The sequence below is a fragment of the Ruegeria sp. YTSC003 genome (assembly GCF_059609785.1).
Window position 1 is genome coordinate 1 of the sequence record NZ_JBXWMK010000017.1, and the last position, 21,472, is coordinate 21,472.

Annotated in this window: 19 protein-coding genes; 11 read left to right on the plus strand and 8 right to left on the minus strand. The window is 54.1% G+C overall.

Annotated elements, in window-relative coordinates; translation table 11 throughout:
* Positions 1-701 (minus strand): DUF1349 domain-containing protein (locus tag AC2FFH_RS21295; protein WP_496845275.1); only part of this gene is annotated, 701 nt, incomplete at its 3' end.
* A gap of 217 nt (positions 702-918) precedes the next feature.
* Positions 919-2,841, minus strand: coding sequence for an acyltransferase family protein (locus tag AC2FFH_RS21300; RefSeq protein ID WP_496770205.1), 1,923 nt, complete (start codon positions 2,839-2,841; stop codon positions 919-921).
* 197 nt (positions 2,842-3,038) lie between these two features.
* On the opposite strand from AC2FFH_RS21300, the gene AC2FFH_RS21305 reads away from it, so the two are divergent.
* Genes AC2FFH_RS21305 through AC2FFH_RS21320 form a run of 4 tightly spaced genes read left to right on the plus strand, consistent with a single transcriptional unit; the run spans position 3,039 to position 6,401 of the window.
* The gene (locus AC2FFH_RS21305; protein WP_496770207.1) at positions 3,039-4,631 is read left to right on the plus strand and encodes a GMC oxidoreductase; all 1,593 of its coding nucleotides are present in this window, start codon (positions 3,039-3,041) and stop codon (positions 4,629-4,631) included.
* On the plus strand, positions 4,628-5,062 hold the full coding sequence (locus tag AC2FFH_RS21310; protein WP_496770209.1) for a hypothetical protein: 435 nt from the start codon (positions 4,628-4,630) through the stop codon (positions 5,060-5,062). The genes AC2FFH_RS21305 and AC2FFH_RS21310 overlap by 4 nt, the downstream gene beginning before the upstream one ends.
* Entirely contained in the window at positions 5,059-5,445 is a 387-nt protein-coding gene (locus tag AC2FFH_RS21315; RefSeq protein WP_496770213.1) for a DUF805 domain-containing protein, read from the plus strand. Before AC2FFH_RS21310 ends, AC2FFH_RS21315 begins: the two co-directional genes overlap by 4 nt.
* Positions 5,442-6,401, plus strand: a complete 960-nt coding sequence (locus AC2FFH_RS21320; protein ID WP_496770215.1) for a glycosyltransferase family 2 protein — start codon at positions 5,442-5,444, stop codon at positions 6,399-6,401. Before AC2FFH_RS21315 ends, AC2FFH_RS21320 begins: the two co-directional genes overlap by 4 nt.
* 8 nt (positions 6,402-6,409) lie before the next feature.
* Here the strand turns inward: AC2FFH_RS21320 and AC2FFH_RS21325 are convergent, their stop codons facing one another.
* Both AC2FFH_RS21325 and AC2FFH_RS21330 read right to left on the minus strand, forming a co-directional pair.
* Positions 6,410-7,333 carry a glycosyltransferase family 2 protein gene (locus AC2FFH_RS21325; protein WP_496770217.1) on the minus strand — a complete coding sequence of 308 codons (924 nt, stop codon included), beginning with the start codon at positions 7,331-7,333 and terminating at the stop codon, positions 6,410-6,412.
* Positions 7,334-7,440: 107 nt separating this feature from the next.
* Complete coding sequence (locus tag AC2FFH_RS21330; RefSeq protein WP_496770220.1) at positions 7,441-8,175, minus strand: sulfotransferase; 735 nt, start codon at positions 8,173-8,175, stop codon at positions 7,441-7,443.
* A gap of 267 nt (positions 8,176-8,442) precedes the next feature.
* On the opposite strand from AC2FFH_RS21330, the gene AC2FFH_RS21335 reads away from it, so the two are divergent.
* On the plus strand, positions 8,443-9,996 hold the full coding sequence (locus tag AC2FFH_RS21335; protein ID WP_496770222.1) for a lipopolysaccharide biosynthesis protein: 1,554 nt from the start codon (positions 8,443-8,445) through the stop codon (positions 9,994-9,996).
* 18 nt (positions 9,997-10,014) lie between these two features.
* Here the strand turns inward: AC2FFH_RS21335 and AC2FFH_RS21340 are convergent, their stop codons facing one another.
* The 3 genes from AC2FFH_RS21340 to AC2FFH_RS21350 all read right to left on the minus strand — a co-directional run bounded on the left by AC2FFH_RS21340 (position 10,015) and on the right by AC2FFH_RS21350 (position 13,689).
* Positions 10,015-11,133: a right-handed parallel beta-helix repeat-containing protein gene (locus AC2FFH_RS21340; RefSeq protein ID WP_496770224.1), complete on the minus strand. Its 1,119-nt coding sequence runs from the start codon at positions 11,131-11,133 to the stop codon at positions 10,015-10,017.
* Between the two features lie 15 nt (positions 11,134-11,148).
* Complete coding sequence (locus AC2FFH_RS21345) at positions 11,149-12,213, minus strand: acyltransferase family protein (protein ID WP_496770226.1); 1,065 nt, start codon at positions 12,211-12,213, stop codon at positions 11,149-11,151.
* Between the two features lie 69 nt (positions 12,214-12,282).
* Positions 12,283-13,689 carry an O-antigen ligase family protein gene (locus AC2FFH_RS21350; RefSeq protein WP_496770228.1) on the minus strand — a complete coding sequence of 469 codons (1,407 nt, stop codon included), beginning with the start codon at positions 13,687-13,689 and terminating at the stop codon, positions 12,283-12,285.
* A gap of 125 nt (positions 13,690-13,814) precedes the next feature.
* On the opposite strand from AC2FFH_RS21350, the gene AC2FFH_RS21355 reads away from it, so the two are divergent.
* Entirely contained in the window at positions 13,815-14,594 is a 780-nt protein-coding gene (locus tag AC2FFH_RS21355; RefSeq protein WP_496770231.1) for a sulfotransferase family 2 domain-containing protein, read from the plus strand.
* 40 nt (positions 14,595-14,634) lie between these two features.
* On the opposite strand, the gene AC2FFH_RS21360 is transcribed toward AC2FFH_RS21355, so the two are convergent.
* Complete coding sequence (locus tag AC2FFH_RS21360) at positions 14,635-15,513, minus strand: glycosyltransferase family 2 protein (RefSeq protein WP_496770233.1); 879 nt, start codon at positions 15,511-15,513, stop codon at positions 14,635-14,637.
* 227 nt (positions 15,514-15,740) lie between these two features.
* Between AC2FFH_RS21360 and AC2FFH_RS21365 the strand changes: the two genes are divergently transcribed.
* The 5 genes from AC2FFH_RS21365 (at position 15,741) to AC2FFH_RS21385 (ending at position 21,471) form a co-directional block, all read left to right on the plus strand.
* Positions 15,741-16,655 (plus strand): glycosyltransferase family 2 protein, encoded by a 915-nt coding sequence (locus AC2FFH_RS21365; RefSeq protein ID WP_496770238.1) that lies wholly within the window; start codon positions 15,741-15,743, stop codon positions 16,653-16,655.
* Between the two features lie 118 nt (positions 16,656-16,773).
* The gene (locus tag AC2FFH_RS21370; RefSeq protein ID WP_496770242.1) at positions 16,774-17,016 is read left to right on the plus strand and encodes an acyl carrier protein; all 243 of its coding nucleotides are present in this window, start codon (positions 16,774-16,776) and stop codon (positions 17,014-17,016) included.
* Between the two features lie 11 nt (positions 17,017-17,027).
* On the plus strand, positions 17,028-18,941 hold the full coding sequence (locus AC2FFH_RS21375; protein WP_496770245.1) for an HAD-IIIC family phosphatase: 1,914 nt from the start codon (positions 17,028-17,030) through the stop codon (positions 18,939-18,941).
* A 16-nt stretch (positions 18,942-18,957) separates the two neighbouring features.
* The gene (locus AC2FFH_RS21380) at positions 18,958-19,908 is read left to right on the plus strand and encodes a class I SAM-dependent methyltransferase (RefSeq protein WP_496770248.1); all 951 of its coding nucleotides are present in this window, start codon (positions 18,958-18,960) and stop codon (positions 19,906-19,908) included.
* 12 nt (positions 19,909-19,920) lie between these two features.
* On the plus strand, positions 19,921-21,471 hold the full coding sequence (locus AC2FFH_RS21385) for an MBOAT family O-acyltransferase (RefSeq protein WP_496770250.1): 1,551 nt from the start codon (positions 19,921-19,923) through the stop codon (positions 21,469-21,471).
* Position 21,472 lies beyond the last annotated feature (1 nt).

Genomic DNA, 21,472 nt, shown 5'->3' on the forward strand with positions numbered 1-21,472 from the left:
AACAGATCTGCAGCGGCACTGATCACCAGCGCCACGTTCTCGTCGGTGGTTAAGCCATCATCCACCGCATCTGGCGGTGAGTTGGGCGGCAGAATTGTGCCATCTTCGTTTTCCAGCGGGCTGGCGGCGTTCTGGAAGTAATCCACCTGCGCGGTATAGCCCTCTGTGTCACCGGTGTTGCCTGCGAAGACCCCGACCTCTGTAACGGTCAAAGAATGGTCAAAGGTCCCTGCGGTTTTCCAGTTGATCCCGTCAGTGGAATATTTGAAAGTCCAGGTATCGCCCGTACGGTCGACCTGAAGATAAGGCGCGGTCCCACCCTTGATTTTGACCCGAATGGCCAGCGTCGACACACCGTCCACAGTGATCGCGGCATAAGCATAGAGCCGACTGCCGTTTGAATAAGTATCGAACCGCAGCCAGTTATCCGCGTCCTGTTCAACCAGCAGGCCCTGCAACTGATACTGCTCGGTTGGGGTGGTCAGGAACTTGGTTTCGATCTGAAAATCTTCATCGGTCGCGTTTTGCATGGCGCGCGCGGCATTGTTTTGCTGCCAGGCGTCATAATCGCCATCCGGCGTTACAAGCTCCAGATAAGCATCCGTCCCCGTCGTCCCAAGACTGGAAGATACCCCGGTCGGGCCCTCAATGCTCCACACCGAATCCAAACCGCCAGACGCAAAATCGTCGGAAATCGTCATTTATAACCACCAAAACATCGCTACTTGCTAAACTCGGCTAGTTTACACCATCTCGACCGGATAAACAAAGTCATATCACTCCAAAATTGAAGACTTGGACTCTAATTAGGACCCCACGCTTCAACTATCTCCCTTTAGCGGGCTTCCTCACCATCTCAGTAAAGCCGCTTTGTGGATGCGAAAGATTTCTGCGGTCGCAATTCTGTTTCTAAGCGGCCTAATTTGCTGAGGGCGTAGCGTGAACCAGGCTGTCCACAAAGGAGGCATGGTTCAACAACTCTAACGATCCCTGCAGCGACAAATGCCCCCCAATGCCATAAAAGACCGTTGTTTCAGCACCAACCCGACAACGCTCAGATTTGCAAAAGATTTTTTGCAAATTTACCACATCCACTCCTTTGAGCGCCTTGGCACCCTCAAGAAATTGTTGGACCTTCAACGATTCTAGGGAAAGTGCAGACGTATCATAATTGCATAAATCCATGTTTTTATAAAAGAACATTGACTTTCGGGCGCAATCCCCCGCATGCCCGTAGCTGGGCCAAGGGGGCGGAGAAATGATGAGAACCCCCACCCCTCGGGATGTGAGCATGGATAGGCTGTCAAAAAAGTAAGCGTCTACAGTAGACAGGCTGTGATGCGGTAGAATTTCCCCATCCTTTGTGAACAATTTCGATTCCATTAAATTAATAAAGGGTGACGAGATAATGACAGTCTCAATCGATGGGTTGGTGTCCAACACCGACAGCACACGGGCGTTGAAGTTCATGCAATCCTCGACCCAGCTATCATCATATCTCGGGTCTAACCTCACAATCCCGATTACCGGATTGCAGGCGCTTTTGGTGTATTGGGCAATTCCCGCCTCGGAAAATACTTCGGAGATAGCAGGCACAACCTGCATGGCGTAGCTGTCCCCCCAGACCAGAACTTGCGGCGTCTTCGTTGTTTTGCAATTGGTAAGTATGGGCGATTCACAATTTGTGGCCAGCCCTCTTACACGAACATCCGCTGCCTGTTGATCGGTCCGCGAATCGCTACCCACCGGAAACACCAACATAATAGCGGCAATTGCAACAATACCTGCACCCGCAGCTCCGCTTAGTCCGAAAATTTTATTTCTTGATCGGATGAAAGAGCGATTGCGGAAGGGCTGTTCTACAAATTTCCAACTCAGGCCCGCCAGCATCAGAGCGGTTGTCGCCAAGCCCATCATGAGTACAGGCGAGGGCTCAAACACACTGCGGATGCGTGCAAAAGCGAATAGAGGCTGATGCCAAAGATAAGCGCTGTAGCTAATGAGACCGATGGCAACAAAGGGCTTGGTGGACAGCAATGAAGTAACCCATGTCCCCGGTCCACTAAACAATATTATCAGCACCGCCCCCAGAACCGGAATCGAAGTATAAACAGAAGGGAACGGCGTTTCGTCGTCGAACATGAAAATGGCGTATGTTATTAGTAACAGGCCTATAGCTGCTAAAACGTCTGATTTTTTCTGCCCATGTTGGGTAATAATGAGCGCGCAGATTGATCCGCACAGCAACTCCCACACCCGGCTTGGTGCGAGATAAAAGTTGGCAATTGGGCTGTTCCGGGCACCCCACTCGCTCAGCAGAAAGCTCAGAATGGTACCGATCATCACTAGATACAGGGTCGGGCGTCGCCCAAACCGCCAGACTACGATCACAAACAGGGGAAATAGCAAATAATACTGTTCCTCCACCGCTAAACTCCAGGTGTGGAGCAACGGTTTTTCCTCGGCAGTTTCGGCAAAATACCCGCTTTCGCGCCAGAACAGGAAGTTCGAAACAAAGAAAATGACTGCAACCACACTTTGGGCAAAATCTACCAGCTGCACCGGTTGCATCCACATTACAGCGAAGGGGAAGCAGCAGAGCATAACCAAGAACAAGGCTGGCAGAATCCGCCGTGCCCGGCGTTCATAGAACCGGAGAATAGAAAACTCACCACGCTGCATTTCGATAACTATTAGAGACGTAATCAGGTATCCGCTGATAACGAAAAAGACGTCGACGCCGACATATCCGCCGCTGAACACATCAAGACCGGCGTGGAAAAGGATTACTGGCATTACGGCGATAGTGCGCAATCCATCGATCTCAGCGCGGTATTGCATCCGGTTTCCTGTAAACTCATTACGTTTCTTGTAAAAAAACACGCGGGCCGGTCATGTAAATTATTAACTCACTTTCAGCCGCATTAAAACATATTACAGCTATACTGACACTCAAAAAGCTACTTGCATTAGATGGGGCCGCCCCGAATATTGGTCCCAAAACTTTTAATTGGTATAATGAGAGAGAGAGTCCTTAAATGCTTTTCGATGCCCTTTCTGTCGGGCACCCCTCCGACCTTTCTTATGATATTTGCATCGTCGGCGCTGGAGCTGCCGGGATCGCGCTGGCGCTTGAATTTCTAAACACTCCAAATATTCGGGTTTGTTTACTCGAAGGCGGAGGGTTGGATTACGATGATGAGAGTCAGGATCTGTACCGTGGCGAAATCGTGGGGCGCGATTATGCAGATCTCGACACCTCCCGGCTACGCTATTTTGGTGGCACGACCAACCACTGGGCCGGGTATTGCCTTCCTTTTTCCGAAAATTCATTCGAGGCGCGCGCTTGGGTGCCACACAGCGGCTGGCCTATTACACGGCAGGATCTGACGCCGTATTATGAGCGGGCACACACCCTGTTGGGATTGCCGCGGGACGGGGATTGGTCCGCCGATGTAGGATGGACTTCCGAAGGTTTACAACGGTACTATGGGTTTCCTCGCCTGGAACAAAACTTTGAGTATTTTCAAGAAAATGCGCTCATGATCCACCCCTTGCGCATGGGCGAACATTTTCTGGAACCGCTTACCAATGCCAAGAATATTGATGTCATTCTGAATGCCAATGCGACTGAGGTTGAAACAAACGATCTTGGTGTACAGGCACGAGGGGTTCGGGTCAAAACTCTGGATGGCAAAGCCTTTATGCTGCAGGCTAATCTGGTTGTTCTGGCTGCTGGGGGGCTTGAAAATGTCCGGCTGCTACTGTCCTCGACTGCTGTACATGCTGATGGGATCGGCAATAGGAACGGTCTTGTAGGGCGTTATTTCTCGGATCACATCAACCTGGTTCCTGGCGAGATGACCGCAGTCAATCCCCGGCTTGATTTGGCCCTCTATCAACGTCGCAGTATTTCGGGCGAAACTGAATCCGTAGTCTGGCACGAACTCACGCCCGAGGCGCAAGAAACGTTTGAATTGATTCCGTGCTCGGTGCGTTTGATGAGCCGCAAAGAAGCCCTGAGTACGCAAGGCGGTCGGTCGCTCAAAGCGGTGTCCCGCAACTTGTCGCGCGGCAAGATTCCGGATGGGATCGGCGACCATGTGGCAAACATCATGATGGATATCGAACAGATCGGCTCATATTCCGCCACTTATCTTTGGCATGGGAACGCTCCCATCTCAAAAGTCGTCTACGAAATGTCGCTCGCACCCGCGCCGAACCCGGACAGCCGCGTTACTTTGGGGGCCGAGAGGGACAGGTTGGGTTTGCGTCGTCTCGAGCTCGATTGGCGGCTGAGTGATATTGATTTTAGGACTATACGCTGGGCCTCTTCGGCCTTCGCTGACACTGCTGCTGCCTACGGTATGGGCCGTTCAATGCTGGAATTGGACGACGCAGAATTGTCGGAGAATGTTCGTTGGACCTGGCATCACATGTGCACAACTCGCATGTCCGATAGCGCCACTCAGGGTGTGGTGGATAGCAATTGTCGTATTCACGACATGCAGAACCTCTATGTTGCCGGTAGTTCCGTCTTTTCGACTGCAGGATGGGGAACACCTACCTTTCTTATCATCGCACTGGCAATGCGATTAGGAGATCACCTAAAAGGACAGTTAGCTGCATGACACGGCCACGCATTCACCGCCGCTTTGTTCTCAGAGGCCTTGCCATTCTGGTTGCCGCGATATCGGCAAAACCTACGTTCGCCTTGGGCCGGTCGACCCAAGCCTGGGATTTGGCGCGACGTCTGACCGACTTGCTGCCGCATAGTGACAGCGCGGCAATCCTTGGTGCCAAGCTGGTAATGGACGGCACTGTTCCCGCAAGCTTGCCCAGCCTGGCGCAGGAGTTGCTGCGGGACGAAGAATACTCGATTATCCTCCCTCTCGGGGACGAAGAATTGCTTCGCCGCATGGCCCTCTTGTCACGCCGGGATTTTCTCGATGGCCGCACCGTTTCGGTTGCGGGCTGGCGTATTTCATGGACCGAAGCAACCTTGTCCGGACTAGTTTACCTGACCCTGCAGGAGCATGATCAGAGCGGGCTTCATTTATGACACTAGCTTCTGCCTTTACAGGGTTTTTTGGTGAAATCCTGGATGGACGTCTTGGGCGGTTGGGATTTTTGTGGCGATTTGCCGCCCTTCTCGGTATCTTCTTGGCTATATCTGTCGGGCTGGGGATGACCGGGGGAATTGCTCGGTTTGCCGGGGCCTACTTCGTTATTGTAGCCATCTTGGGCTTTACCATGGCCAACATATTTGCCAAGCGATTGCGTACCTTTGGCCTGTGGGGCTGGAGCACCCTGCTCTTGTTCATCGCGGCCGGCGCGTTGTTGGCCTCTTTTGTTCCCGGCCCTTTCGAAATTTACTATGCGTTGATCCTAGTCTTCTTGCTGGCATTTGTTCCGGGCAAATCCGGCAATCGGAGCGGAGCGTGAGCATTCCGCACGCCTTGAGTGTCAGCGTAATAATTCCGACCTACAATCGATGCGATCTTGTCTGCTGTGCGGTGGAGAGTGCGTTGGCCCAGACGCTTGCACCAACAGAAATCATCGTCGTGGACGACGGATCAATTGATGACACACGCGACACATTGCAGGCTCGGTTCGGTGGCCGTATTGAATATGTTGCTCAGCCCAATCAAGGGGTGGCGGCGGCACGCAATACTGGGATTGACCACGCATCCAGCGCTCTGATCGCCTTTCTCGATAGTGATGATGTCTGGACGCCCACAAAGTTGGAACAGCAGGTGCCACTGATGGCAGACGAAGAAATCGTACTGTCAGCGACGAATTGGGCGTGGCAGGGGGATGAACTCAGGGACCAGTACGGCAAGATCGGTCTGGCTTGCGGCGAGCCCGTCAAGGTCGAGCACGATCCGATTGTCAGGCTGTGCTCCAGAGGCGGGCACGGGCTTAACATCCAAACCTGTATTTGCCGCCGCGCTGATCTGCTGCGCTTCGGTGCCTTCAACACGAACTTGCGGATCAGCGAGGACATGGACTTGATCTTTCGCCTGGCTGACGAGGGCGCATTTGCAATCCGATCGGAAATTCTCCTCATCCGCGGTTCTGCCACCGGCGGTAACAATTTGACCAAACCGAAATCGGATGCCTGGTATGAGGAAAATATAGATAACATCTTGACCATTCTGGAAAACCGCAGATCTGCGCCAAAGAAGCGATCTCAACAATCCCGTAAGGCCTTGCGCCGCCGGATGACTCAACTCTGTGCGTTCCGTGCTAAGCTTTACGCGAAACGTAGAGATTATCGCCAAGCCCGACGTGTCAGCCGACAAGGCCTTTCCGGCATGGTTCCGTCAAAACACATGCTGGTCTGCGCAGCAGGAATACTCTGCCCACAACTCCTGCTTTTGAAGAGGCGCAAACCGTAGCGGAGTGACTATTTTCTGTTCGCTCCCAGCATCTTTCTACGCTGATGCGGATTTGACTCCCCGAACACAACAGTTTCCGCTGCAACCCGCACATTCTGCAGCAGTCGTCGTCGGCGTTTATAAGTTTCACGTAGCAGCGCCGAGTAACATTGCATTCGTGTAGAGAATTCGAGTTCAAGGCCGCGGGGCGTCTGCCAAGCCTCACGCATGAAATACCAATCGGGGAAAGTGATCTTTTGGGGCTGGCCAGTGAACCATTGTTGGTAGGCTTGGCTGTTCGATACCAACGCCGTTGACTGCTTGGCATGGCGTCGCAGCACAAATAGAGGTTCGGACACGATGCCAAAGGCACCCAACAGAGCGAGACGAAACAAAAGAACGTTATCCCCGCCACGATGGTTGCCGATCAACCGGGTTCGTTCCAGCGCATCCCGGCGGATCAAACCGAACACTTCGTAGCAGCGATGCCCTTTTTGCACAACCTGTCGGAACCGATCAGCAGCGCCCTTGCCCAACATGTCAATTTCTGGAACAAACAATTCCTCCTCACCGGTTTCGTCGTGCAGGATTTTTGTTTGCGAATGGCAAAGGACTAGATCGGGATTGCGTTCTAACTCTTCAAACGTTTTTTGCAGGAATTCTGGTTCTAACAGGTCGTCACAAGCGCACCATTTAAAATAGTCGCTGCTCGTGTCATAGAAGGAAAAATTGAAGTTGTTAGCCGCACCCACGTTTTCTTCCTGTACAAAGACCCGCACCCTCGAATCTTGCGCGGCATAATCCTGACATATTTCAGTCGTTCGGTCGGTTGAGGCATTATCTGAAATGGCGAGCTCGAAATCCCCGAAGGTCTGAGCCAGAATAGAATTTATGCACTCTTCAATGTACGCTTCCCCGTTGAAGACCGGAAGCCCAAGACACACTCTCTTCATTTACCGGAAAACCTTTCGTTGATCTGCGCTCGACATCTGCCGACCACGCAAACATCTCTTTTCCTCAATACCTGCAATTGCGTTCAAAACAGTTTCACCCCCGCACGTCAGACGTATTTGTGGACAAAAGAAGTATCCGCCGGGAAGCGCTCATAATCCTCACGCGTCTTAAGGGATGGGCAATATATATCATTTTTCCACTCATGTTCCGCGACGCCAAGACCGTTCAGGGTCGCCGCAATCATATCCGGGTTTTTTAAAGCTTTAGTCGCTATTGGATTGCGGTTTGCATGCGGCTTACTGACATGCGCTTCGCTTCCTAGAAAATCGGCAATCCGGGATGCGGCATCCGGGTCTCGGATAAAATTTATCAGCAATAAATCGTCAGGCCTATTCCTAAAATAGGACAGAACATCCAGATGGTATTCATCGCGACGACGCAGCCAAATACGGGCGGAACTCTCTTTGGCTGACCATAGCGGGTGCCGTTTCTTTTTCTTAGGTAAGCGCTTGATATGCTCTATTCTGCTATCAAGCCAAGCATCAAGATCGCGCACCTGCAAAATAAATTTCGAATTTGGAAACAATCGGTCAAGTTTGCGGATATCGTCAGGAGGGCCATCGGTAAAACAATCATAGCGATAAAAGATCGCCTGATGTGACGTATCGCGCCACTTTATCCCATGGTAAGAGCGATATCCAAGATCCTGAAAGATTTTATGGATCGAGGTTGTGCCGGTCTTGTTCTCACCTATTGCAAAGATTTTTCGGGCTTTTCGCCCCGCCAAGATACTTCGCAGTTGCATCGTCTGGTCCGCAATAAATCCAGTCAAATCTAGCATCACGCCAACCTTTCAATTCATAAAATCCAATCCGACGCAAATCTATGAAGACTCTTGCATGGTGCGCGCAGCATTCCAACCGCAATTCAAATGATGTACCGATACTCGATCGCATGGGATCGCCAGCTTGCCGTCATGATAGACAAACTATATGAAGTCTCATACTGCCTGCATCATACAAAAATCAGGACATTATTTTGGTAAAGTGGACAGACATTTCCTGTATTTCATGGCAGGAGTAAACGTTTACATGCGGACCAGAGGGCCATGAACGTGCCGCGCAACAACAGCGTAAGCCGTTTTGTAGTAAACGCAACCAGTTCGGTGCTAACTGTAATTCTTCGACTGACCGCCTTAGTCTGGGTCAACCAATATCTACTGCAGCGTATTGAGCCGTCAGAATATGCACTACTCCCAGTCATAACCTCACTGCTGATCATTGCTGAGTTGTTTCCCAATGTTTTTCTGCGGGGGCTATCACGCTTCATGGTCGAGGCCGACGCGCGTAGAGACGGCGACGCTTTAACAACTATTGTTTCTTCGATGTTTCCGGTGTTGGTCACTGTGGCGCTAGCGCTATTTTCCGCAGGCCTCTATTTGGCAATGCATATTGACTGGGTGATCAATGTTGATCCTCAATACCGAACCGAAGCACAAATGATGCTGTTGATGCTGGTCAGCATCCTGTGTCTGAGGGTCGCCACCACACCTTTTCGGGTCGGACTGCATGTGCGCATGCGCTTTGTCGAGCAGAACATTATTCTGCTGGGATCGGAAATTCTGCGGATCGCCATTCTTGTAAGCCTTTTATTCGGGATCAGCGCCCAAGTCTTGTGGGTTGTGGTGTCTACCACCATCGGGGGACTCGCCAATATGCTTGTGCTGATCCTCTACACCCTATCGATATTGCCGGAAGCCCGCTTCCGCCTGTCTCACATTTCGGGAGCAATAGTTCGGCGTCTGCTGAACTTTAGTCTTTGGACCCTGTTTGAAGGTCTTAACAAGATGGTTCTGCAAGCTGCACCTGCATTGCTGCTCAATCGCTACAGCAGTGCTATAGACGTGTCTTCGTTTCACGTTGGAAATCTGGCAAACACACAAATCCGCAAACTGATCCTCGCCGCTGAAACACCGGCCAAACCAGCGCTTACCACCATATACGCAACCGAGGGTGAAGACGCTCTACAGAGTTTCTACTATCGTGGCGGGCGTTACTATCTTTGGGCTGCGCTGTTCCTATTACCGCCCCTGTGTGTTTTCGCCACACCTCTGATCGAGCTTTATGCAAGCAAAAAATACATCTCGGCAGCAGGTGCAATGACACTTCTGCTTGCCACGTATCCGTTCATCTGGGCCAGTGCAATGTTTTATCAGGTTGCATATTCCATCGGTCGTATCCGTGCTTTCAACCTGTGCATGATGGCGCTCAGCCTGACAGCCCTCGTCGGAATGTGGTATTTCGTGGTGGTCCGGGACATGGGCGCGATTGGTGCGGCGCTGGGGCTTGGTGGTGCCTACGCACTTGTCCACCTTCTGATCATGTGGCCCTTTGGCCTAAAGTTGATAAAAGGCAAATGGTCGATATTTTTGCGCAAAACGCTTCTGCCCGGGCTGACCCCTTTTGCGCTAGCGACTGGAGCCTGTTATGGCTATCTACAGATTTCCCCGCTTGCTACCTGGCTGCAGTTCTTTGGCGGTTGCGCGGTCTCTGCCATTATCTATGCCCTAGTACTCTTCGGCACCTGTATCGATCATGAGGACCGAAAGCTTCTTCGGCGCGCACGCAACAAGATCGCCAGCCGCCTGAACCGTGACAAATAGGATGATCGGGAAACTGCCCTACCCGTCGTTCTGTAATTCCATTAGTCGGGTATGCGCGCCATAGCTTTCCGCCGGGCTGCCTTGCACGGGCCGCAGGTTGTAGATGGTGATAGGCTGGCCCTCCTGAAGCCCGGTGAACAAATCTGAATAGTAGAACCTGCCCTGTGGTTCGAGATGCTGCATGACGATGTTTTCATATTTCAGCGCTCCTTTTTTCCCGGATACGATATTAGATTGCACAATCGCACCGGAAGGCACCGAAATCCGTGTTGCTGGTCTTTTGGCGCTAAATGCGTTGATCAGCGTATTGTCCTGAACAGAAATATTCTTGCCATCTTTGACCCTGATCCCGTTGGCCATCCGTGTGTAGATGATGTTCTGCCGGATGCTGAGAGTGCTGTGTCCGCCTTCGCCCCCAAAAAAAATCCCTTGCATGTCGAACCGGTTCTGCAACAGCAGGATATTTCCGGTAATTTCGAGATTTTTGGACGGCGTTCCCTGGAATTGCATGAAGTCTGCATGCGTATCTTCGCTCGGGTAGAAATGCGTCGGCCCAATATTGTTGCGGATTATGCCATCGGAAACGGCCCCAAATTTGAACGCATCTGCTCCGATATAATCTATTCTGTTGTCAGCCAATGTGAAACGGGCCGTACCAAAGTTTCCGATCCCGTTCAGAACATCATGGATATAGCTGTTCGCAACTGTGATTTCTTCACTCTGGTCGCGGATTTCGATGCCAAACTTGACTGCATTCACCGGCGCAACACGATTAAGCGGGCCGCTAATGTCTGCGTCAACGATTTCTACATTCTGGCTTTGCATGATCCGCACGGCCGACCGCCCTCCTATGGCTTCGACCCGGATGCCGCTCAGCCGCAGGTTGCGGACCTCCGAAATATACAGCTGATCAAAACGGGCTTCGCCGTGGGCATTGAGGGTCACCATTTTATCAAAGGACAAACCATGCAAATGAACGCTGCCATAGTCACCGGGGGCCAAATCGATACGGTCTCCGGCCGCGGCTTGAGCCAGATCGTCCTGCAGGATAGTGGCTAGATCCTCAGCGCGCCCTAATCCTGCCCACACACTGATCATCATTAAAAAGCCTGGCAGCAGCAAAATACTCTGTCGCATTCCTCCCCCTCTTTCCTAAGTGCAATCAGTTCCAGACACGGTGGTGACAGGCCGAGCATGAAAGCGTCGTTCCATGCGCCGCCCAAAGCGCATCAATGGGCCTTCGAAGAGTCGAAACGACAACACAGCTTGGGCCTGTGTCATAATCAGTGCAACCGTTACAACCCCCCAAAACGACAGCACTGAAGCTGGCTGAAACACACCCGGTACTCTTAGTAGAAGTTCAATATTGAACAAGTGAAATAGGTAGGTGAAATAGGAATAGAATCCAATCGCCGAAAACCATGACAGCGCCTGACCTCCAGCGTCTTTATAATAAGTCTCACACACCACTATTAAAAGGCAGGTGATCAAAGCGATGAATGTGTACTTCAACGAACTCCAAAGCGCGACATCCCAGAATACGAAAAGGTATGATAGCCCTGCGAGCAAGGCCAGTGTCCAAATCAGCGGTGTGCTCGCCGCGCGGCGCTGCATGCAGACCGCGACAATCCCACCTATGGCGATAGAATCGATCCGGGCCGGCGGGAAGTTGTAAACAGCTTCGAAGCCGGAAAGATTGAGGTGCAGCCGCAATGCCATTGAGGCGATGCTGATCAGAACCAAGAACGCGGTGAAATTCCGACGCAAAGTCCAGGCTGCCAACCCGAAGAGAATATAGGCGAACTCCTCTACCGAAAGTGACCATGTGATGGTGTAGGGAACGGCCTCAGGACCGTCGAAAAAGATCATCCACCCTGTAAGGAACAGATAGTTGATCCAGACCCGACCGACATTCTCCTGTTCGAACCCTAGAACCAAACTCGAGCACAGAAACAATGTCACCGCGACCATGTAGAGAGGCACAATCCGGAACACGCGACGCAAAAAGAAAACCTTAATACTCTCCGTATCCGACCGTCGCAGCAGGAAACCGGTGATCAGATAGCCGCTGAGTGGAAAGAATACATCCACCCCAAGTAGGCCGTAGCGCCGGGCAAACTGGGCTACTGGATCCAGATTGGCAGCGTCATAACGCGTGGCAACATGGTAGGCGAGAACGGCCAAGATAGCGAACGCACGAATGCTGTCCAACGGCATTGAGCGTTTTTTTCTGAATACGGCTTCGGGGGCAGAAGATGGCGGATTATTCGACATGCAGCCACCGCATCACTTCTGCACGATCATAGGCGCAGAACGCGTATACCGCACGGCTTGGGCAGGAAAACGGGAATAGCGCAGTGGTCGCTCTTCTTCGGCAAGGGCTGTTTCGATATGTGGATCCTGCTTCGGGTTGGCCGTTAAGAACCATAATCCACTTCCTAACATGAAAAGGACCATTGAATACACTTCGCCCCAGATTGCGACCGTGCCCAACACCAGCATGACACTGATAAGCGTGAATATCCATGACCGCCGCAACGCGACCAACTCAGGGTCTGCACTGAAATCGCGACGCCCAGCAAGAATCATAGCCACCACAAAGGCACCTGCCAGCAACAGAAATGCCGGCATCCCAAAACGAACTGCAACAAAGAGCCAAAAATTGTCGACACTGCCCGTCATCCATGCAGGCAGGGGCCAAGAATTGTACCCAACACCAAAAACCGGCGCGCGTTGAATCTGCTCAACGCCATAATTAAACAATATCCGTCGGGAGAAAGCAGTGGAGGGATTGAACGATATTCGCGTCACTATCGCATAGATAGCCGAGCGTGTTGAGGCCAATTCAGCCACCACATATGCGGAGATCGAAATTACCCAGAAAACGGTCCAACGATTGGAAACCCGCTTAAAAAGGATCGACCAACCGATCAGCCCGACTTGGGCCATCACGGCCAATACTGGCCCACTGGAAACCGAGAAAAAACAGCACACTCCAACGATACCAGTCAGTGCGGTACGACGAAACCAACCCAAGCGCTCCGTTAGCCCGACATATACTAGCGAAAACATCAGAGAGCAGTAGATTCCATAATGAATCGGGTGTGGGAATACAAATTGCGCACGCCACAGCCCGAACCGCGGGTCATGGTTGATATCTCCATGAGACCGAAGCCCGGGAAGCTGCGCAACCCAGCGCGGAATGGTGGTCTTGCTAGTAATCACCTCATAAAACACAAAAGGCAAAGATAGAACAACAATCCAGGCCAGAAAGCGGATCATGGCAACAAAAGTAGCCTTGTCCCGGATCGTCGCCCGCGCGGTCAGGTATCCGCCCAGCAAGATCACAGTATTCGAGCCGGTATACTCGATTGCCACACGGGGCGTGTGATTGACCAGCATGGCCAATGTCATCCATGCCGCATAGCCAAAAATCAGGAAATCCGGTGCCGACAACCGCCCATACTTACCGCGCAGCAGATTCACGGTCAGGACCGGGACAATAAAAAGGAACAACAACTTGGATGGTGTAAGAACGACCGAGCCCACCGAAAAAAAAGCGGGGAAAAGCAACGCGATCAGAACGAGTTTGGTCAGAAACGGCAGCCTTGCTTTTTCCCCCGCGCCCGACTGACCCGTCGCATCGTTGTGCGCTGGTGCTGCGCCTCTTTGGCTGCCGGTCACGGTCTGCATTACAAACCGCCCCGCAAAAACAGTTCCCGTTGAACTCCCATAGCTCCATGCCTAGCATTGCCTGTGACAGAATACAGGGCCGCGCAAGCAAATTTGATGGCCGATATCGACTGGAGATTATGTTTATGCCGATTACCCGCATCGGGCCCAAGCTGGTCTATTTTGCCCATATCCCCAAATGCGCTGGCAGTTCGGTCGAAGATTACATGAGCGAACGGTTCGGACCTCTGGCTTTTCTGGACCGGAAATATTTGTCCGTGGACCCGGACGGGCGCTGGTCCAATACCTCGCCACAGCATGTGGACTGGGCCATGCTGGAACGTCTCTTTCCCGTGGGCTTTTTCAGCGACATCTTCACCGTGGTGCGACACCCGCTGGATCGGGCCGTCAGCGCCTATCGCTTCCAATCCGAAGTTGAAGGAACTGTCGATCAGGGCACAAGCTTTGGTGAGTGGCTGCAATCCGAAGCCGATCTTTGGGCGACAAGCCCGTACAGGCATGACAATCACAGCCGTCCGCAAGCCGATTTCCTGCCACCGTCCGGAGGGCCTGATTGCGCCATTTTCCATCTCGAACACGGGCTGGATGCGCTTATTCCCTATTTTGACGCGTTGGCCGGAACGCAAGCCAAGCCGCGTGCCATGGGGCATGCCCTGCGCGCCAGCGCTCCAAAGAGCGGTGCGTTCAAACCGGACGCGGCCGACCGCGCGCTTGTCGCCAGGATTTATGCCGCCGATTTCGAGCGATTTGGATACGTGCCGGCCACCCGGATGCCACTGGCCCTTGCACCGGAGCTTTCCGCTGACTTCCTTGCGGAAAACGCGGCGGCGCAGGCGCAGGCGAAACGGCCGCTGTATCAGCTGGTAGCACGCGCGCGGCGCCGGGTTCGGAGATGGCAGGGGTGAAAAGAACCCGTTCCTGTGTTCAGGTATTCCCGGCATGGGATCAGCTTATCTTGCTCTTCACAAGCCGCCACAGAAATCCGGGGTTGTGCCGCAACCCTGTCAGATAAAAGCGACGCGCCATTTTGCTTTTGCCGTGCCGGGCCAGAATACGGCCAATGCGCCACATCATTATCCCATAGGCATCAGGATAACGCGCATAGGCCTCTCGGTTTCGCTTCACAATCCGGATCAACCCGATCGCCTTGGCACGTTTCAGTTTCGAGATGCCGTCGGGCGAGGAAAACGCCATGACCACCGGTTCGGGGTATTCCGCGATTTTCGTGTGTTGCGCCAGCGACGAACTGAACGCCCAGTCGGCGTTCGATCGGGTGACATCATCGAACCACAACGGCTCCGGATAACAATCGCGTCGAAACAAAGCGTTTTGCAGACTGATGCGGTTTTCGATCAGATATTTGCGAACCTGATCCTCATGCGGCTTCATGATGCGATGTGGCGGTGGCCGCATCGAAACCAGACCGACCCCATAGGAACCATCTGGCCCGCTGCCGTAAAGCACCTTGGAATGGATGACGGCCCCTACCTCGCGCGGGGCCGCTTCCAACAAATCCACCTGCATTTGAAGTTTGCCGGGCAGCCACAAATCATCGCTGTCCTGAAAGGCTATATAGCGCCCCTTGGCCGCAGTCAGGCCGGTATTGCGCGCGGCGGAGGCGCCACCATTCTTCTCGCGCTTGATGTAGCGAACCCGTGAATCCCCGATTCCATCTACAATAGGCTGCAAATCCTCGGTCGAGGCGTCATCGACGACAATCAATTCGAGATCACGGTATGATTGGTTAAGAACACTGCGCATCGAATCTTCAAGACTGGCGCTGCGATTATAAACCGGCAGAATAACCGAAACGGCTGCACTCATAGACTGCCTCACTTAAAAAATAACTGCGGTGCAGCATAACATGCTGCTGCGGCACGCACCATCAGCAACACCGCTCAATCCCGGAGGGGTGGACGTTCGCACAACAATACCTCACTTTTTCCAAAAATTTACATCACGAAGCAACAATGCCGCCATTTCAATACGGACCGCTAGGTTTGTTCTTGGGGGGGTTATAATATCATTTACAGGACCAGAGACATTAGATCATGCCCGACATCTTCCAGCTGAGCGTTATCATTCCACACCTCAATGCACCGGATGCCTTGCACAGATGTCTGACGGCGCTGGCGCAACAGGCAGATGACGGGGTTTCTTTTGAGGTCATCGTTGTCGACAACGGCTCGGCTGAAACGCCGGACGAGATCTGCGCCGCTTTCCCCTTTGTCCGCCTCGCCCATGAACCGACCCCAGGACCCGGTCCCGCGCGCAGTCGCGGGGCTGCGCTGGCCAGGGCTGAACTGCTGGCCTTCATCGATTGCGACTGCATTGCGCAGCCCGGCTGGATTAGCGGCATCGTCGATTATTTCAGCCACCAACCCGACACGGGCGTGATTGGCGGCGATGTCAGGATTTCACGCGTTAACCCTGATGCAGCCAACGCAATCGAGGCTTATGAAAGTGTCTACGGGTACCGCATGCAGCTTTATATTGTGCGGGATGGCTATGCTGCGACCTGCAACATGGCGGTGCGGCGCGAAGTGTTTCGCAAGGTGGGCGATTTTGCTGGAATCACAATCGCCGAGGATGTGGACTGGGGGCGCCGCGCCACCACGCTTGGAATACAAACTCGTTATGTGCCGCAAATTGCAATCAAGACGCCGGCGCGCAGCTCCTTCCGTGAGCTGACCCGAAAATGGGATCGTCATATTGGCCACGACTTTGCTGAAATTTCAGGCATCGACGGACAGCTGCGGTGGAGTGCTCGCGCACTGATGCTGGCGGCGTCCCCTATGGGTGAAGTGCTGCGCATCTTCCGCTCGGACCGTGTTTCGGGGGTGCGGGAACAGTTTCTGGCACTGTTTTGCCTGACACGTATCCGCCTTTACCGGTGCCGCCGCATGTTTGCGCTTTTGTTCGGCCGGGACGCGCAGGCCGCGTCTGCCTGGCGGCAAGGAAGCTGATCCGCATGTCACACAAAGCCCCATCGTCGCAAAACCGCTTGTTACTGAACCCAGATGGGGTACAAGTTTTCAAGCAGATTTATTTCAAGCAATCAGTGAAAATACAGCAAAGAGTGCCATGACCAGAGAAGCCATTTTTAACGATTTGAACGAGATTTTTGCCGACGTTCTTGATCTCGACGACCTGTCTCTGACAGAAACAACCACCGCGGACGAGGTCGAGGAATGGGACAGCCTGAGCCATATCCGCCTGGTTGTGTCGATCGAACAGCATTACGGGTTCAAATTCTCAACCGCTGAGATCGAGGCACTGAAGTCGGTGGGAGATCTTGTAGACTGCATTCAGGAAAAAACCGGTTAGCGGAGTGGATCATGGCTGTGTTCTCTATCGAAGGGCTCCACTGGTTGCGTCCTGCTCCATCAGATTTTCGCGCCAGGTTGCGCGCACTTGATCCCGCCACAGAAACCGGCGCGATGGCCGTGCTGGCCAATCACGCGCTTGATCTCAATAAGCTGACCCAACTGAACCGGGCGATGGACAAGGTGGACCCGGCACAGGCGAAAAGTGCATCGCTGTCCCCGGTTCGCCTTGCTGTGCTGGCGGATGCGACCACCGAATATACGGCCCCCGCGATCCGTGCCAGCGCGCTGCGCCACGGAGTTTTCGCCACGCTCTACGTACCGGACTATGGTCAGGCTACGCAGGAAGTGCTGAATCCTGAAAGCGGGTTGGCCAGTTTTGGCGCTGACATGGCGTTGCTGGCGCCGGACTATCGCAGTCTGGGACTGGCCACGGTGCATATGGACCCTGCGGCAGCCGAAGCAGCAGTGGCAGGTGCTATGGCCCATATCCGCAGCCTGCTTGACGGGCTGGCGCGCTCTGCGATCCCGACAGTTATCCTGCAAACCCTGCCTATTCCTCCCGATCCCTGGTGTGGGCACCATGATCGCCGGGCCCCAGGCTCGATTGCGGCACAGATCGCTGCCTTCAATGAAGACCTCCTGGCGCTGACTGAAGAATACTCCGTTACCTTGCTGGACATTGCTGCGCTGGCCGACACGGTTGGCCGGGCGCGCTGGTTCGATCCCGCTTATTGGCACCGGGCAAAACTTCCTTTCTCACTTGATTGTGTCCCCCTTTATGCTGATCACGTCGCCCGGATACTGGGCACATTGCGCGGCAAAGCGCGCAAATGCTTGGTTCTGGATCTCGACAATACATGCTGGGGCGGTGTTATCGGTGATGACGGGATCGACGGTATCCGCGTCGGGCAGGGTACGCCGGAAGGCGAAGCCTTTCTTGCAATTCAGCGATATGCGCTGGACCTCAAGGCACGCGGTGTGGTGTTGGCGGTCTGTTCCAAAAACGAAGAAGACGCGGCACGCCTGCCCTTCCAGAAACATCCCGACATGCTGCTGCGTGAAGACGATATTTCGATCTTCATCGCCAACTGGACCGATAAGGCCAGCAACATCCGCCATATTGCGCGGTTGCTCAATATCGGCACCGATGCGCTAGCGTTCCTCGACGACAATCCGGCCGAACGCGAGCGGGTGCGCCAGATGCTGCCCGAGGTCGCCGTACCCGAATTGCCGGACGACCCCGCATTTTACCCGACCGCATTGGCTCAGGCCGGGTATTTTGAGACCACCGGCCTGTCAGCCGACGATGCGCAGCGTGCCGAGCAATACCGTGCCAACGCCGCCCGCAGCGTTGCGATGGAAGCTATTGGTGACTACGGCGCGTATCTGGAATCACTCGACATGGTGTGTGAAGCGCGCGGTTTCGATGATGTCGGTCGAACCCGTATTGCTCAGTTGATTAACAAATCCAACCAGTTCAACCTGACTACGCGCCGCTATACCGAGGCCGAAGTGGCCCGCATGCAGCAGGATCCGGATCTGTTCACATTACAGATACGGCTGGCTGACAAATTTGGTGACAACGGCATGATCTCGGTGTTGATCTTCCGCAAGGGCCCTGAGGACTGGACCTGCGACACATGGCTGATGAGTTGCCGGGTGTTGGGGCGCCGCGTCGAAGAAGCTGCCCTGGGGCTTGTCGCCGAGGCAGCGCGCCGAGCAGGAGCCAGGCGGCTGGTCGGCGAATACATTCCATCCGAGAAGAACCGTATGGTGTCGGGACATTTCGAGAAGCTGGGATTTTCAAGAACCGCTGAAGACGCTGACGGGCGCACGGTCTGGCACCTTGATCTCACCAGCTATGACACCCCCACTGAATTGCCAATGACATTAAACGGCCCGCGCGCCGATGCAGCCGCCTGAAAAATTGGATTACTCGATGTCTTCGCCTTCTTCCGATCCCTCTTCTGACCTCCTGGCAGCTGACCAGCCCGCAACCCGTCGTATCGTCGAGGCAGTCATGGCGCTCTGGCCTGAGCATGAGCGCTATATTCGCAAAAGCCTTGCGGGTCGCGATGCCGATATGATGCGCACCACCGAAGCCCTGGCCGACGCGGTGCTGTTGCTGGTCGGCGACCGGCTGGACACCATCGCGGCACATTATCGCTGGACCTGCGACCGGTTGCGTGAAGAAGAATTGTTTTTCCACCGCGAAGGCCGGTATCGCCTGTCGACTTTCGCCGAAGCCGATGCAGAGGTCTATTCCGATGCCGACTATATGGAAAAATACATGGATGGGCTGCTGTTCAGTCAGGTGCTGTGGTTTAATCATGCGGCAAGCTGCCATTTCTTCCTGACCGAGGTACCCGCCCTTCTGCGCCCAGGCGGCCATCTGCTGGAGGTCGGGCCGGGTCACGGGCTAATGATGTCGCTGGCCCTGCGCGACTTTGGACTGTCGAGCGCTACCGCCTGGGATTTGTCGCAGGTCTCGCTGGATCAAACCCGTGCGGCACTGGAGCGGCTGGGTCATCATGATTGTCATTTTGCGGTTCAGAACGTCATGGATGTGCCCGCTGACTCACCACCGGCAGATCTGGTGGTACTGTCCGAGGTGCTGGAACATCTGGAAGACCCAAAATCGGTCATGCGCAAGCTGCACGCTCAGGTTCGCCCTGAAACAGGCCGCATCTTCATCAACGTGCCGATCAACAGCCCCTCGCCCGATCACCTCTACCTGATGCGGACGCCCGATGATGCGCGCGCGCTCCTTAACGATACCGGGTTCGAGATTCTGAAAGACGGTTTCTTCGCCACCCAAGGCACCGCATTGGAACGAGCGCTGCGCAACAAGATTTCCGTCTCGGCCTGCATGATTGCCCGCCCGGTCTGATCGTATCCGTTCATGCTGTTCAATTCCCTTCCGTTTGTTTTCATTTTCCTGCCACTGACGCTAGCCGGCTATTACCTGCTGATCCGGATGGGGCTGAAACAGTGGATTTTCCTGTTTCTGGTCATCGCCTCGCTGATCTTCTACGCAGTCTGGAATCCGCCCTATGTTCTGCTGCTGATCCTGTCGGTTCTGGGCAATTATCTCACCGGACTGTGGATCGAGCGGACACGGGATAACGGAAGCGGCTCAGGCTGGGCCCTGGCCCTAGGCGTTGTCGGTAACCTGCTGGTGCTGGGCTGGTTCAAATATGCCAACTTCTTCGTCGACAACGCGAATATACTGGGGGTCGGTCTGCATCTGGAAAGGATCATCCTACCGCTCGCCATCTCATTCTACACTTTCCAGCAGATAGCCTTTCTTGTGGATGTCTCGCGCGGCGAGATTCGCACAGGAGGAATCTGGCGCTATGCCACGTTCGTGATTTTCTTTCCGCAGCTCATCGCGGGTCCGATCGTGCATTACAAAGAGATGATGCCGCAATTCTTCGGACGCAATCCGGGGCGTTTTGTGACCGCGAATCTAACCGTCGGATTGGTGATATTCGCAATCGGCCTGTTCAAGAAGACGGTCATCGCCGATAGCGCCGCGCTTTATGCCAGCCCGGTTTTCGACGCTGCGCAGGCTGGGAGCACAATAGGCTTGCTGGCCGGATGGAAGGCCGCGCTGGCCTATACGGTGCAGCTTTATTTTGATTTTTCGGGCTATTCCGACATGGCCATCGGCCTGGCGCGCATGTTCGGTATCAAACTGCCGGTCAACTTCCATTCACCGCTGCGCGCCGCCTCGATTATCGAATACTGGCGGCGCTGGCATATCACCCTGCAGCAGTTCATCGTATCCTATATGTATCAGCCGCTGGTATTGCCCCTGTCACGGCTGGCCGCACAATGGCGGCTGGGGAAATGGGCATCCTTCTCGGTAACGGTCGCCGCACCCACGGTTGTTTTGTTTGTGGTGATCGGCCTTTGGCACGGGGCCGCCTGGACCTTTGTGTTGTTTGGTCTGATGCATGGCACATATCTGGCGATCAACGAGTTCTGGCGCGCGCTGCGGCGCAAGGCGCGCCGTAAAAGTGGCGTTCCCGGCTCCAGCATGGCGTTGTACCACGCCGTGACACTGATTGCTGTGATCTTCGCCAACGTCATGTTCCGCGCCGACAGCCCCGCTGCGGCGGCCGCTATCTGGCAGGGTATGACCCGCCTGGACGAGATCGCAAACTTGCCTGCTGTGCTGCCTGCCAAAACTGCCGAACTGATAACCGAGCCCGGGCTATTTCTGCTGGGTGCCGCCACGCTGATTTTCCTGTGCCCGAATACACAGCAGATCATGGGACGGTATTCACCGATCCTGCATTGGAATCGCTGGCGCACACGAGCCCCGGCGCTGCTGCACCTGCAATGGCGCCCGACCCTGCCCTGGATGATCTGGACCGGCGTGGTTCTGTTTCTTGGGCTTGCTTTCATCCTGCGCGGGCAGTCAGAGTTTATTTATTTCAACTTCTAGG

Excerpts from the sequence above, each read along its gene's own strand:
- AC2FFH_RS21300 (WP_496770205.1), bottom strand. The coding sequence starts at position 2,841 with ATGCAATACCGCGCTGAGATCGATGGATTGCGCACTATCGCCGTAATG.
- AC2FFH_RS21315 (WP_496770213.1), top strand. The coding sequence starts at position 5,059 with ATGACACTAGCTTCTGCCTTTACAGGGTTTTTTGGTGAAATCCTGGAT.
- AC2FFH_RS21335 (WP_496770222.1), top strand. The coding sequence starts at position 8,443 with ATGAACGTGCCGCGCAACAACAGCGTAAGCCGTTTTGTAGTAAACGCA.
- AC2FFH_RS21360 (WP_496770233.1), bottom strand. The coding sequence starts at position 15,513 with ATGAGTGCAGCCGTTTCGGTTATTCTGCCGGTTTATAATCGCAGCGCC.
- AC2FFH_RS21365 (WP_496770238.1), top strand. The coding sequence starts at position 15,741 with ATGCCCGACATCTTCCAGCTGAGCGTTATCATTCCACACCTCAATGCA.
- AC2FFH_RS21355 (WP_496770231.1), top strand. The coding sequence starts at position 13,815 with ATGCCGATTACCCGCATCGGGCCCAAGCTGGTCTATTTTGCCCATATC.
- AC2FFH_RS21305 (WP_496770207.1), top strand. The coding sequence starts at position 3,039 with ATGCTTTTCGATGCCCTTTCTGTCGGGCACCCCTCCGACCTTTCTTAT.
- AC2FFH_RS21350 (WP_496770228.1), bottom strand. The coding sequence starts at position 13,689 with ATGCAGACCGTGACCGGCAGCCAAAGAGGCGCAGCACCAGCGCACAAC.
- AC2FFH_RS21370 (WP_496770242.1), top strand. The coding sequence starts at position 16,774 with ATGACCAGAGAAGCCATTTTTAACGATTTGAACGAGATTTTTGCCGAC.
- AC2FFH_RS21375 (WP_496770245.1), top strand. The coding sequence starts at position 17,028 with ATGGCTGTGTTCTCTATCGAAGGGCTCCACTGGTTGCGTCCTGCTCCA.
- AC2FFH_RS21330 (WP_496770220.1), bottom strand. The coding sequence starts at position 8,175 with ATGCTAGATTTGACTGGATTTATTGCGGACCAGACGATGCAACTGCGA.
- AC2FFH_RS21310 (WP_496770209.1), top strand. The coding sequence starts at position 4,628 with ATGACACGGCCACGCATTCACCGCCGCTTTGTTCTCAGAGGCCTTGCC.
- AC2FFH_RS21340 (WP_496770224.1), bottom strand. The coding sequence starts at position 11,133 with ATGCGACAGAGTATTTTGCTGCTGCCAGGCTTTTTAATGATGATCAGT.
- AC2FFH_RS21345 (WP_496770226.1), bottom strand. The coding sequence starts at position 12,213 with ATGCCGTTGGACAGCATTCGTGCGTTCGCTATCTTGGCCGTTCTCGCC.
- AC2FFH_RS21380 (WP_496770248.1), top strand. The coding sequence starts at position 18,958 with ATGTCTTCGCCTTCTTCCGATCCCTCTTCTGACCTCCTGGCAGCTGAC.
- AC2FFH_RS21385 (WP_496770250.1), top strand. The coding sequence starts at position 19,921 with ATGCTGTTCAATTCCCTTCCGTTTGTTTTCATTTTCCTGCCACTGACG.
- AC2FFH_RS21325 (WP_496770217.1), bottom strand. The coding sequence starts at position 7,333 with ATGAAGAGAGTGTGTCTTGGGCTTCCGGTCTTCAACGGGGAAGCGTAC.